The organism is Paenibacillus agilis, assembly GCF_007786455.1.
Classification (GTDB): domain Bacteria; phylum Bacillota; class Bacilli; order Paenibacillales; family Paenibacillaceae; genus Paenibacillus_B; species Paenibacillus_B agilis.
The window spans coordinates 1,895,930-1,909,126 of record NZ_VNJK01000001.1 but is presented as its reverse complement, the minus strand read 5'-3'; the positions used below and the strand labels follow the sequence as shown (position 1 = coordinate 1,909,126).

At 45.6% G+C, this 13,197-nt stretch carries 9 protein-coding genes; 3 read left to right on the top strand and 6 right to left on the bottom strand.

Annotated features, from left to right (window positions below; translation table 11 throughout):
• Positions 1-103 precede the first annotated feature (103 nt).
• The gene (locus tag FPZ44_RS08660) at positions 104-3,502 is read right to left on the bottom strand and encodes a BclA C-terminal domain-containing protein (RefSeq protein ID WP_335926107.1); all 3,399 of its coding nucleotides are present in this window, start codon (positions 3,500-3,502) and stop codon (positions 104-106) included.
• 261 nt (positions 3,503-3,763) lie between these two features.
• On the opposite strand from FPZ44_RS08660, the gene FPZ44_RS08655 reads away from it, so the two are divergent.
• From FPZ44_RS08655 to FPZ44_RS08645, 3 genes are read left to right on the top strand one after another with little or no spacing between them, the layout of a single operon-like run.
• Entirely contained in the window at positions 3,764-5,362 is a 1,599-nt protein-coding gene (locus FPZ44_RS08655; RefSeq protein WP_144989299.1) for a glycosyltransferase family 2 protein, read from the top strand.
• A 20-nt stretch (positions 5,363-5,382) separates the two neighbouring features.
• Positions 5,383-6,255 carry a glycosyltransferase family protein gene (locus FPZ44_RS08650; protein ID WP_144989298.1) on the top strand — a complete coding sequence of 291 codons (873 nt, stop codon included), beginning with the start codon at positions 5,383-5,385 and terminating at the stop codon, positions 6,253-6,255.
• A 30-nt stretch (positions 6,256-6,285) separates the two neighbouring features.
• On the top strand, positions 6,286-7,020 hold the full coding sequence (locus tag FPZ44_RS08645) for a class I SAM-dependent methyltransferase (RefSeq protein ID WP_144989295.1): 735 nt from the start codon (positions 6,286-6,288) through the stop codon (positions 7,018-7,020).
• 126 nt (positions 7,021-7,146) lie between these two features.
• Here FPZ44_RS08645 and FPZ44_RS08640 read toward each other — a convergent pair whose 3' ends face one another.
• The 5 genes from FPZ44_RS08640 to FPZ44_RS08620 all read right to left on the bottom strand — a co-directional run bounded on the left by FPZ44_RS08640 (position 7,147) and on the right by FPZ44_RS08620 (position 13,159).
• Positions 7,147-8,634 (bottom strand): glutamate synthase subunit beta, encoded by a 1,488-nt coding sequence (locus FPZ44_RS08640; protein WP_144989293.1) that lies wholly within the window; start codon positions 8,632-8,634, stop codon positions 7,147-7,149.
• 215 nt (positions 8,635-8,849) lie between these two features.
• Positions 8,850-9,335, bottom strand: coding sequence for a dihydrofolate reductase (locus FPZ44_RS08635; RefSeq protein ID WP_144989291.1), 486 nt, complete (start codon positions 9,333-9,335; stop codon positions 8,850-8,852).
• Between the two features lie 41 nt (positions 9,336-9,376).
• Positions 9,377-10,171 (bottom strand): thymidylate synthase, encoded by a 795-nt coding sequence (thyA, locus tag FPZ44_RS08630; protein WP_144989289.1) that lies wholly within the window; start codon positions 10,169-10,171, stop codon positions 9,377-9,379.
• 288 nt (positions 10,172-10,459) lie between these two features.
• Positions 10,460-11,869, bottom strand: coding sequence for a dihydrolipoyl dehydrogenase (gene lpdA, locus FPZ44_RS08625; protein ID WP_144989286.1), 1,410 nt, complete (start codon positions 11,867-11,869; stop codon positions 10,460-10,462).
• Between the two features lie 3 nt (positions 11,870-11,872).
• Positions 11,873-13,159, bottom strand: a complete 1,287-nt coding sequence (locus FPZ44_RS08620) for a dihydrolipoamide acetyltransferase family protein (RefSeq protein ID WP_144989284.1) — start codon at positions 13,157-13,159, stop codon at positions 11,873-11,875.
• Positions 13,160-13,197 lie beyond the last annotated feature (38 nt).

The window sequence follows — 13,197 nt, the reverse complement described above, 5'->3', positions numbered from 1 at the left end:
GAGATGCCTACTCGACCTAACTTATCATATAGAAATTATTTTATCACATGTCAAAATTGTACTCAATCCAACTTGAACCCTATCTACTTCTAAAGTAAAGTATTCAGCTAACTCTAATTATCGTTACGGATGCGCCTGGAGCTGTTGTTGCTAAAGTAGCTGTAGCTAGCACACCAAATAATTGCAAAGATAAGGTTGCTCCTGCAGGGACAGACGTAATAACATTGGCCGTAAATGCTCCAACCGCTACTGTCGGAGCATTTATCGTTGCGGGGACAGGCGTTCCATTAATGACGATTCTCGCGCTAGTGAGCAGGGACACCGATAAATTTATCGTATATGCAATATAGTAATTACCAGCCGGAGTTATTGTAAATACAGAGTTCGTTCCATCTATCGTTATGCCTGTGCCAATATCCTGTGCGTTTGGAAGTGGTACATTCGTACCTCCTAAAATAACGGCAACCAAAGAGCCAGATGTATTGGCAGCAAATGCAAAGTTATTTGTAACGCCAATGCCTGTTGCTCCGGTTGCTCCGGTAGCTCCTGTTCCTCCGGTTACTCCCCTTTCTCCAGTTGCCCCGGTTACTCCCGTTGCTCCTGTGGATCCAGTTGCCCCTGTTGCTCCTGTTCTTCCGGTCGCTCCTGTTGCTCCGGTTGCCCCCGTTCCTCCTGTTGCTCCGGTTGCTCCCGTTCCTCCTGTTGCTCCAGTCCCTCCTGTTGCTCCGGTTGCTCCGGTTACTCCCGTTCCTCCTGTTGCTCCAGTCCCTCCTGTTGCTCCGGTTGCTCCCGTTCCTCCTGTTGCTCCGGTTGCTCCCGTTCCTCCTGTTGCCCCTGTTGCTCCTGTTGCTCCGGTTGCTCCTGTTGCTCCGGTTGCTCCCGTTCCTCCTGTTGCTCCGGTTGCTCCCGTTCCTCCTGTTGCTCCGGTTGCTCCGGTTGCTCCGGTTGCTCCGGTTGCTCCCGTTCCTCCTGTTGCTCCGGTTGCTCCCGTTCCTCCTGTTGCCCCTGTTGCTCCTGTTGCTCCGGTTGCTCCGGTTGCTCCTGTTGCTCCGGTTGCTCCTGTTGCTCCTGTTGCTCCGGTTACTCCTGTTGCCCCCGTTCCTCCGGTTGCTCCAGTCCCTCCGGTTACTCCTGTTGCTCCTGTTGCTCCGGTTGCTCCGGTTGCTCCGGTTACTCCTGTTGCCCCTGTTCCTCCGGTTACTCCTGTTGCTCCGGTTACTCCTGTTGCCCCCGTTACTCCTGTTGCTCCAGTCCCTCCGGTTGCTCCGGTTGCTCCCGTTCCTCCTGTTGCTCCAGTCCCTCCGGTTGCTCCCGTTCCTCCTGTTGCTCCAGTCCCTCCTGTTGCTCCCGTTCCTCCTGTTACCCCTGTTGCTCCGGTTACTCCAGTCCCTCCGGTTACTCCTGTTACTCCCGTTCCTCCGGTTGCTCCTGTTGCTCCTGTTGCACCCGTTACTCCGGTTGCCCCGGTTACTCCTGTTGCTCCCGTTCCTCCTGTTGCTCCAGTCCCTCCGGTTGCTCCTGTTGCTCCTGTTGCTCCGGTTGCCCCGGTTACTCCTGTTTCTCCTGTTGCCCCGGTTGCTCCTGTTGCTCCGGTTACTCCTGTTGCTCCGGTTGCTCCCGTTACTCCGGTTGCCCCCGTTCCTCCTGTTGCTCCGGTTGCTCCGGTTGCTCCAGTCCCTCCGGTTGCTCCCGTTCCTCCTGTTGCTCCGGTTGCTCCGGTTGCTCCGGTTGCTCCGGTTGCTCCGGTTGCTCCGGTTGCTCCGGTTGCTCCGGTTGCTCCCGTTACTCCGGTTGCTCCAGTCCCTCCGGTTGCTCCCGTTCCTCCCGTTGCTCCGGTTGCTCCGGTTGCTCCCGTTCCTCCTGTTGCCCCTGTTCCTCCGGTTACTCCTGTTGCTCCGGTTACTCCTGTTGCCCCCGTTCCTCCTGTTGCTCCAGTCCCTCCGGTTGCTCCCGTTACTCCGGTTGCTCCAGTCCCTCCGGTTGATCCTGTTTCTCCGGTTACTCCTGTTACCCCTGTTGCTCCGGTTACTCCAGTCCCTCCGGTTACTCCTGTTACTCCCGTTACTCCTGTTGCTCCGGTTGCTCCGGTTGCTCCGGTTGCACCCGTTACTCCGGTTACTCCGGTTGCTCCAGTCCCTCCGGTTGCTCCCGTTCCTCCTGTTGCTCCGGTTGCTCCGGTTGCTCCTGTTTCTCCTGTTGCCCCTGTTGCTCCTGTTGCTCCGGTTACTCCTGTTGCTCCTGTTGCTCCTGTTGCTCCCGTTACTCCGGTTGCCCCGGTTACTCCGGTTGCTCCAGTCCCTCCAGTCCCTCCGGTTGCTCCCGTTCCTCCTGTTTCTCCGGTTGCTCCGGTTACTCCTGTTACTCCCGTTGCTCCTGTTTCTCCCGTAGCTCCGGTTGCCCCTGTTGCTCCCGTCGCCCCGGTTGATCCTGTTTCTCCGGTTGCTCCCGTTACTCCCGTGATCCCCAGCCCTGTTGCTCCAGTCGAACCAGTTGCTCCGGTTACTCCTGTTACTCCTGCACCTGCTCCCGTTGGACCAGTTATTCCCGTAACCCCTGTCGGTCCAGTCGCACCTGTTACTCCCGTGATCCCCAGCCCTGTTGCTCCGGTCGAACCAGTAACCCCAGTGACTCCAGTAGCACCTGTTGCTCCTGCACCTGTTCCAGTCGGACCGGTTATTCCCGTAGCTCCAGTCGCTCCTGTCGGACCAGTCGGGCCAGTTGCTCCGGTTACTCCTGTTACTCCTGCACCTGCTCCCGTTGGACCAGTTATTCCCGTAACCCCTGTCGGTCCAGTCGCACCTGTTACTCCCGTGATCCCCAGCCCTGTTGCTCCGGTCGAACCAGTAACCCCAGTGACTCCAGTAGCACCTGTTGCTCCTGCACCTGTTCCCGTCGGGCCGGTTATTCCCGTAGCTCCAGTCGCTCCTGTCGGACCAGTCGGGCCAGTTGGACCAGTTATGCTGCGATGCTTACATTTATGTTCAATCTTTATCAGTAAATGTCTCAAAGCATGAATAGCTGATTTTAACGCATGATAAAGCGCCTTATGGCATCCCTTCAGGTATATCGTTAACGCAATTAATATTTTAAAAAGTATCAATAAATGTTCAATTAATGCCTTACCTGAACAGTCGCCTTTAGTCATTAACAACTGTATATTCCTAACCGCTTTTCGTATATCTTCTTTAAAGACAGCGGGCACACTTAAATCCTCAACTAAACTTAACAGCCTATTCAGTAGGTGATTCAATTGCTCCAACAAGTGGTTATCGGGATTTAAAATATACTGCTGACTTAAACCAGTCAAATTCTGAAGCTGTTTAATAATAACAGCAGATTGTTGCGGTGTAAGTACGCCATGAAACGATCCTTTTTGTTTCTTTTTCCTTTTTCCTTTATCACTTTTCCTAAGTTTACTTAACAACTTCCTTTTAGCATACTCAAATTTTGTTGAGACTTTTGGAGATTTCCTTTTCGTCTTACTCCCTTTCTCATTAGCCATGTGAATCACCTCCTGATCAATACCATATGTAGACGTACCCAATATGGATTATAAGATTCAAGAGATACACAAATGCCTAATGTAAAAACTGAAACCCTTTAGATGCAAGCTACAAACATACTTAATCCATTAGCCAGTAGCTTTTACAGTATTAACTTCATAAGATGCTGCATAGGCAATATGTTTATAAATAAATCCTACTAGCGCACCCATCAGTCATAGTCGGTACTTTTATAATTCCAAATATGAAGTTAGGTGAACATGATGAATGAACAGCATAAACGGATTTTGATCGGAAGCCCCATACATCAAAAGCCTCGTATTTTGAAAGAGTTTCTCCACTCATTGCTTCAATTACATCATCCGCATATTGAAATTCATTACTTTTTTGTCGACGACAATATAGAACATGAATCTCGAGAAATTCTTCAGCAGTTCCAGTTAAAAACAAAACATACTCTTATCACACCTTCTAATGAACAATCGCATTATGAATGCAATAATACAACCCACTATTGGCATTCAGACTTGGTATGGAAAGTAGCTGCATTCAAAAACAGCATTTTAAAGCATGCAATTGAGCAAAAATTTGATTACGTGTTCCTTGTTGATTCTGATCTAGTTCTTCATCCCAATACAGTAGAACAACTTGTTGCTGTCGATAAGCCCATCGTTTCCGAAATATTTTGGACAAAATGGATACCCGAAACAGTAGAACAACCACAAGTATGGCTTTATGACGAATATACACAATGGGAACGACAACAAGATGAGTTTGATGTATCTGAAGAAGAGCAATTGCAGAGAATTGCACAATTTTTCAATAAAATGAAAATACCTGGTTTATATGAAGTAGGAGGACTGGGTGCCTGTACATTAATTCGTCGCGACGCGCTGCTGACTGGTGTATCTTTCACACGTATCCCGAATATTTCATATTGGGGTGAAGATCGTCATTTTTGCATCCGTGCTGCAGCATTAGGAATTCCTCTATATGTAGATACACATTATCCTGCCTTTCACCTATATAGAGAATCCGATCTTGAACAGTTCCTTACAAGCAAACCTCTAGAAAATGCAGCCGATATAAAATACGAAGACATTTCCCCAACGAAAAATAACAATCTTCCCACCTCATCCATTACTATCCGTGAACGTCCAAAACTTACATTGACTATGGTTATCCGAAATGAGGCATCTCGTTATCTCCAGCAAACACTAGTTGAACACCGAAAATACATTGATGAAGCTGTCATTATCGACGATGGGAGTACCGATAACTCTTCAGAAATTTGCAAGGAACTGTTAGCAAACATCCCACTTCGCCTCATTCGAAACGAACAATCCAAATTCAGTAATGAAATTCAACTGCGGCAGCAGCAATGGGCAGAAACGATCCAGACAAAGCCTGATTGGATTTTGAATTTGGATGCCGATGAGCAGTTTGAATCAAATTTCGGCGACCATATTAACGATATGCTCAAAGCCAATTCTATCGATTGCTATTGCTTCCGTTTATTCGATCTATGGAATGAGACACATTACCGTGAAGATCAATATTGGCACGCACATCTCTATTACCGTCCATTTTTAATTCGCTATCGTGAAGATTTTCAACCTGTATGGAAAGAAACACCGCAGCATTGCGGTAGATTCCCGATCAATGTGCTGGAACTTAAGCATCAGCTTTCCCCACTTCGTTTGAAACATTTTGGCTGGGCAAAACATGAACATCGAATAGAGAAGTACAACCGCTACATGGAATTGGATCCTGGTGCACGATATGGTTGGAAAGAACAATACGACTCTATCTTAGATCAGAACCCCCTACTCATCCCTTGGGACCAATCTCAATTTTAGAGAAATGGAGATTTACTACTATGTCAACAATCATTCATACACTTCCACTACTTATTCGTAGTTCACCATATGATCAACTTGACCGCAGCATGTTAAAGCAGTGTTTGCAAAGCTTAAGCTTCAGTGAACAGCCAGTTGTCGTCATATACAACCAAGGTAGTATGAGCAATGATGAATTGGCCCAGCTTTGTCAATCGATTGGGCTGCCTTTTCATCTGCTCGGCTCGGAAAATAATATTGGTATTGCACAAGCTCGTCAAAAGTGCTTTGAATTTATATGGGAGAACTACCCTCACACCGATTTCATATCAGAAATTCACGTTGACATGATTTTTCCACCTAATTGGTATCAACCTCTCATCGATTATTTAAAAGAATCCGAAGAACCTCTAATTTCTCCAGGAATACTGACTGCAGAAGGAGCCCTCCAACCACTTGGTACTCACACAGAAGTTCCTACTTCCTATGATCAAGTGTGTTCGCTGCTCAGTAGCTGCTCACAAACAGGCGTTATGAATGCCTTCGTTCATCCTGTTATCCATCGTGCAAGCATTCTTCGTGTAATTGGAGGATATGACACTCGTTTTCTTCGCGGTAAACAAGGCTATGAGGACGATAGTCTACTACTAGGGTATTTGTATTACATGGGTCTCCGGAGCAATTGGCGTCCAAAATGCTGCCTTGCTTCATGGGTGTATCATGCAACTTTAGCTCAGCGAATGAGTTTACCTAATAAACATTTGCATTTTGCACAGAATGAACAAGGCTTGATCGAACAATACGGAGCAAATGGTTTGCAACATCTCCAACGTATATATCCTGACTCGACCATATTTCAGCAACTGCTAGATACTTGGTTTACAGCGAGAGATAATACTCCCTCTACACGATGATCATTATAGACAGAAATAGGAGTTGTGACGATGAAACAAGAGCAAAAAGAAATATGGGATCGATTATGGTCACACGAAGTGTCCTATCAGTGGGATCCATTAAGCCAAAGCATTTTAGAATCCCTAACGAATTCAATGGGAACCGTATCTGGACGCTCCATGTTCGAGGCGGGATCAGGAACAGGAAAAATATCTCTCCGACTTTGCCAACTTGGAGCAGATGTGACTTTAGCAGATTATTCCCAAATTGCATTAGACAACAGTCGAGCTGCATTTGATCAGCATCTATGCAAAGCTGACTTCCTTTTAACCGACATTAGGAGTATACCAACTGAAAATAATCGCTATGACGTTGTTTGGAATGCAGGAGTACTTGAGCACTTCACTTACGAGGAAAAAGTACAAATACTAAAGGAAATGCGAAGGATTACGAAGCCTGATGGTATGGTCATTATATTCACACCAAATGCACAATGTCTTCCATATCGCGTAGGGAAATATTACGCAGAACAATCTGGAACATGGATGTATGGTGTAGAAGAACCTGTTTTGTCTCTACAAGATGAATTTCAAGACAGTAATATTACGTTGCTAAATGAGCATTCCATTGGTTTTATAAACAGTTTGGACTTCCTTGATTTTGTACCAAATGCAGGTGTCCTTAAGACGCAATTAAGAATATGGTACGAGCAATTGGATAACGTGGAACAAAGCTGGTTTCCAGGTTATCTACTTGCCAGTATTGGAAGGGTAACGAAAAAATAAACGATGTCATCTAACTTGACTTAAAAAAGCTGCGACTAGTTAAACTAGTACGCAGCTTTTTATATTTTACATTTATCAATTTATCCAGAAAATCTTATTGTCATAATGAAATAAGTGCAAACTCCATTAAGGCAGCATGGATGAACCCATCAAATATTTATCTACCTCACGCGCAGCCTCACGGCCTTCATTAATTGCCCATACAACCAAGCTTTGGCCACGACGCATATCACCAGCAGTAAATACTTTGTCTATATTTGTCTTGTAAACGCCATATTTTGCTTTTACATTCGACCAGCGATCTGTTTCCAAGCTTAGTTGATCAGGGATTGTCTGCTCTGCTCCATCGAATCCGATAGCAATTAATACGAGATCCGCCTTGAATTCACGTTCCGTTCCCGGTATTGGTTGATAAATTTTACGTCCTGTTTCATCAACAATACGCTCAATTTGAACCGTCTCAAGCGCAGTTACATGACCGTTCTCTTCCCCAATGAATTTTGTTGTCATGATGGAGAACTCACGCGGGTCACGTCCATATAGTGCCTTCGCTTCTTCTTGTGCATAATCGAGCGTGTATACGTTCGGGAATTGCGGCCAAGGATTATTTACTTCATCGCGCTCAAGTGGTGCTTTGGCATGTGTACCAAACTGAGTGACACTTGCGCAGCCGTGACGGAGTGCCGTTGCTACACAGTCTGTACCCGTATCGCCACCACCGATTACGATTACATGCTTATCCTTAGCATCAATGTATTGGCCGTCTTCTAAGTTGCTATCCAAGTAGCTCTTAATCGTTGTGTTCAGGTAATCCATTGCATAGTGAATACCTTTTAGCTCACTTCCATCAATCTTAAACTGACGTGGTCTTGTAGCTCCACCGCAAAGTACAACCGCATCATAATCATTTACAAGCTGTTCAGAAGAAATATCTTTGCCGATTTCCGTATTTGTAATGAACTGCACACCCTCAGCAGCCAGCAAGTCAACTCGACGCTGAACGACACCCTTATTCAGTTTCATTGTTGGAATACCATACGTGAGCAGTCCACCAATTCGATCTGCTCGCTCATAAACCGTTACGAGATGACCAGCTTTGTTCAACTGTGCCGCAGCTGCTAGACCAGCAGGCCCTGAGCCAACTACCGCTACCTTTTTACCTGTACGCTTCTCTGGTGGTTGTGGAGTAACCCAACCTTCGCTGAAACCTTTGTCGATAATCGATTGTTCAATCGTCTTAATCGTTACTGGCTTACCAATCAGCCCTACCGTACAGGATCCTTCACATGGCGCAGGACACACACTTCCCGTAAACTCAGGGAAATTATTTGTCTTATGCAAACGGTCAAGTGCTTCTCTCCATAGTCCACGGTAAATTAAATTGTTCCATTCAGGAATCAAGTTATTAACCGGGCAACCAGAAGTTCCTCCCGTGAGCTCTATTCCCGTATGACAGTAAGGTGTACCGCAATCCATACAACGAGCACCTTGTGTACGGAGCTCCTCTTCGGACATATGCTTATGGAATTCTTCCCAGTCTTTAATTCTCTCTAGTGGATCACGATCAGCAGGAATCTGTCGTGTATACTCCATAAATCCTGTAGGTGTTGACATGCTAGCTCCTCCATCCGTTCGTCTGCGTATCTATTTATTGAAATTTTATACATCAATATAATACGTAATCCCTAACACATGCAAGAAGGAAATACATTGTCCGACAAATAATTATGTAAAAGTTTAGCGTAAAAATGCAAAAAACCATATAGATAAAATATCGTATAGTTTGCACTGCTTTACACTAATAAAGGGGCATATGAAATAAGCCCCTTCTATTTGTTGCGCTCGTACACAGTGAAACGGTGAGGAACAGGATTTTTCTCGTCCATTGTTCCTTCTGTTTCCTCAACAAGCACCCACTCAGACTGATCATAGTTTGGGAAATAATCTGTACCTTCAAATTCAGCATCAATGAAGGTAATTAATAATCGATCCGCGTGCGGCATAAAGAGGTGGTAGATCTCTGCACCGCCCATGATCATTACGTCTTCCTTCTCAGCAAGTTTCAACACCGTTTCCAAGTCGGTAATTGTCTCAACACCTTCTGCCGTCCATTCTAGATTGCGTGTCAATACAAGATTGCGCCGCTTGGGAAGTGGGCGTCCTATAGAGTCATACGTTTTTCGCCCCATGACAACCGTTTTCCCGCTCGTTACACGACGAAAATACTGCATATCATTTGGCAAATGCCACGGTAAAGCATTATTTCGGCCAATTAGTTGGTTACGATCCATTGCCCAAATCATGTTAATACTCATTCCGGTGTAGTCCCCCTACTACTAGAAATTCATCACAAGTATTAAATTGCGACTGGAGCTTTAATTCCAGGATGATACTCATATCCTTCAAATTCGAAATCCTCATAGCAATAGTCAAAGATGGATTCTGGCTTACGCTTAATCACTAACTTTGGCAATACAAGCGGTTCTCGAGTCAATTGAGTCTGTACTTGCTCCATATGATTGGAATAAATATGCACATCGCCGCCAGACCAAATAAACTCACCTACTTCTAAGTCACACTGCTGCGCAATCATATGTGTTAACAAAGAATAACAAGCTATATTAAATGGAAGCCCTAAAAACGTATCCACAGAGCGCATGTTGAGCATGCAGCTAAGTTTTCCATCCGCTACATAAAACTGAAATGAGTAATGGCATGGAGGCAACTTCATATTATCTACTTCACCCACATTCCAAGCGGATACAAGTAAACGACGAGAATCTGGATTCCTCTTAATCTGTTCGATCACATTTGTAATCTGATCGATTACGCGTCCGTCTGCTGCTTCCCACTTACGCCATTGAGAACCGTATACAGGTCCAAGATCACCGTTCTCATCAGCCCACTCGTTCCAAATGCGAACCCCATTCTCCTGCAAATATTTTATGTTCGTATCACCGCTAAGGAACCAAAGCAGCTCATGAATGATGGATTTCAAATGAAGTCGTTTCGTCGTTACAAGTGGAAAACCTGCTTGTAGGTCAAAACGAAGTTGGCGCCCAAATACGGATACCGTACCTGTTCCTGTACGATCTTCTTTTTTCACACCGTTGTCTAATACTTCTTGTAGTAGGTCTAAATAATTTCTCATGCTGATAAATTCCTCCGTTCTTTCCCTAACTATCTTAACAGTGTACCACTGCAGGGCAAAAAAATCACCACTGCTTCGCCTTAGATTCAATACGAAAATTTTCTCAATCCTAATAAAGAATCCTATCATGAAATCTGTGTTATCCAATGGATGCTGAAACTCATACTCGTGCCAATCCATTATCACTAACAATAAAAAAAGTCCCTGTCGTCCAAAAGACAACAGGGAAAAACAAACCATATAGAACCGTAACAAATAAAACAGAATTAATTAGAGAATAAAGTTAACTTAGCTGTGGATCGGATGACCCAATACAACCTCAGCAGCTTCCATTACGATTTCACCCAATGTTGGATGAGCGTGAATAGTCAATGCCAAGTCTTCCAATGTAGCTGCCATTTCAACAGCCAAGCCCAATTCAGCGATCAAGTTAGACGCTTCAGGTCCCACGATTTGGGAACCTAGAACGATACCTGTCTCAGCATCAGCAACGATTTTCACGAAGCCATCAACGCTTCCGCCAAGGGACAACGCACGACCGTTAGCTGCATATGGGAACTTACCAGATTTAACGTTCAAGCCTTTGCCTTTTGCTTCGGACTCGGACAAGCCTACGCTTGCGCACTCTGGATCCGTGAAGCAAACAGCTGGCATAGCTTTATAATCAACAACGCTAGGCATACCTGCGATTGCTTCAGCAGCCACTTTACCTTCGTAAGAAGCTTTGTGAGCCAATGCAAGACCAGGAACGATATCACCGATAGCGAAGATATGAGGAACGCTTGTACGACCTTGGTGATCAACTTCGATAATACCGCGATCTGTCATTTTAACGCCGATCATATCAAGACCAAGTTCACCGTCAGTATTCGGACGACGACCAACTGTAACAAGCAAGTACTCTGCAGTTACTTCTTTCGTCTCTCCGCCAACTTTGAACTTAACTGTTACGTCTTTGTCTGTTTGCGCAGCACTTTCAGCTTGTGCACCAGCAAAGATTTCAACGCCTGTTTTCTTCATGTTTTTGGACACAATTGTAGTCATGTCTTTATCAAATCCAGGAAGAACCATGTCAGCGCCTTCGATGATTGTTACTTTTGTACCGAACTTGGAGTACATTTGGCCAAGCTCTGCACCGATGTATCCACCACCGATAACGATCATGCTCTTAGGAATCTCTGGCAATTCCAACGCTTCTGTGGAAGACAAGATGCGTCCGCCAAACGGGAATGCTTTCAATTCGATTGGGCGAGAACCTGTAGCGATAATACAGTTTTTGAACATGTAACGAGGTGCTTCTTGATCGTTGAACACGCGTGCTTCGTTTTCATTGATGAACATTGCTTCACCTTTGAATACTTGCACTTTGTTCTTTTTAAGAAGCGCACCAACGCCGCCTGTAAGCTTTTTAACTACGCCACCTTTGAATTGTTGAACTTTAGAGAAATCAACTTTAACGTTCTCTGCAGTAATACCAATTTCAGAAGCGTGTTGTGTTACTTCGTATTGATGAGCTGCGCTAATAAGAGCCTTGGAAGGAATACAACCACGGTTCAAGCACACGCCGCCAAGCTCAGACTTGTCGACGATCAATACGCTTTGTCCTAGTTGAGCAGCACGAATTGCTGCTACGTATCCACCAGGACCTGCCCCGATTACTAGTGTATCAATGTTTAAAGACGCGTCTCCTACTACCATTGCTTATACCTCCATGACCAGCAGTTCTGGGTTAGCCAACAACTGCTTGATATAGTTCATAAAGTTTTGAGCTGTAGCGCCATCGATTAGACGGTGGTCGAAGCTCAAGGACAATGCCATAACAGGTGCTGCAACAATCTCGCCGTTCTTCACAACTGGCTTCTCAGAAATACGTCCTGTACCCAAGATCGCAACTTCAGGGAAGTTGATGATCGGAGTGAAGAACATACCGCCTGCGGAACCGATGTTTGTGATTGTAATTGTGGAACCTCTCAACTCGTTAGGAGCAAGCTTGCCGTCACGACCGCGTGCTGCCAAGTCACGAATATCGTCAGAGATCATCCAGATGCTGCGACGATCTGCGTCCTTAATAACAGGAACGATCAATCCGTTGTCTGTATCTGCTGCGATACCGATGTTGTAGTACTTTTTGTACACGATTTCTTGTGCTTCTTCGTCGATCATTGCGTTCATAACAGGGAACTGACGAACCGCTGCTACCAATGCTTTCACGATGAATGGCAAGTAAGTAACTTTCTTGCCTTTTTGCTCCATAACCGGCTTCAAGCGGTTGCGGAATGCAACAAGTTCTGTAACGTCCACTTCGTCCATGATTGTAACGTGTGGTGCCGTGTAAGCAGATTTAACCATAGCGTTGGAAATCGCTTTACGGATACCTTTGAACGGAGTGCGCTCTTCTTCTTGGAAGCGTTCAGCTGCTGGTGCTGCTGCTTTGTCAGCTTTCGCTGCTGGTGCTGCAGTCGTTTCAGCTGTTTCTGCCTTAGGAGCTGCTGCTGGAGCGCCGCCTTTAGAGAATGCTTCTACGTCTTCACGAGTGATCTTACCGTTGTTACCTGTACCAGCAACTTCAGCGATGTTAATGCCAAGCTCACGAGCGAACTTACGAACGCTTGGAGTTGCCAATACTTCACGGTTAGGAGCTACTGGTGCTGGTGCCGCCGCTGCTTCTGCTTTAGGAGCTTCAGCTGCTGGTGCCGCTGCTTCTTCTTTAGCTTCTTCAGCTGGAGCAGCTTGCTCAGGAACGTCGCCTTCAGCATCGATAATAGCTACAACTTCGCCCATGTGCATTACTTGACCGTCTTTTGCAAGAACTTCAAGTACTGTTCCGTTCACGGGACAAGGAACTTCTACGATCGCCTTGTCATTTTGTACTTCCATGATAATGTCATCATCTGTTACTTTGTCGCCTGGCTTGATAAGCATTTTGATAATTTCGCCTTCATGCAATCCTTCACCAAGCTCTGGGAAACGATATTCAAACTTTGCCACAGGTAGGTACCTCCTTCACTCATATAACGGTTCTATCT

Coding starts and splice junctions, on each gene's coding strand:
- FPZ44_RS08660 (WP_335926107.1), bottom strand. CDS start 3,502: ATGGCTAATGAGAAAGGGAGTAAGACGAAAAGGAAATCTCCAAAAGTC.
- FPZ44_RS08655 (WP_144989299.1), top strand. CDS start 3,764: ATGATGAATGAACAGCATAAACGGATTTTGATCGGAAGCCCCATACAT.
- FPZ44_RS08650 (WP_144989298.1), top strand. CDS start 5,383: ATGTCAACAATCATTCATACACTTCCACTACTTATTCGTAGTTCACCA.
- FPZ44_RS08645 (WP_144989295.1), top strand. CDS start 6,286: ATGAAACAAGAGCAAAAAGAAATATGGGATCGATTATGGTCACACGAA.
- FPZ44_RS08640 (WP_144989293.1), bottom strand. CDS start 8,634: ATGTCAACACCTACAGGATTTATGGAGTATACACGACAGATTCCTGCT.
- FPZ44_RS08635 (WP_144989291.1), bottom strand. CDS start 9,335: ATGAGTATTAACATGATTTGGGCAATGGATCGTAACCAACTAATTGGC.
- thyA (WP_144989289.1), bottom strand. CDS start 10,171: ATGAGAAATTATTTAGACCTACTACAAGAAGTATTAGACAACGGTGTG.
- lpdA (WP_144989286.1), bottom strand. CDS start 11,869: ATGGTAGTAGGAGACGCGTCTTTAAACATTGATACACTAGTAATCGGG.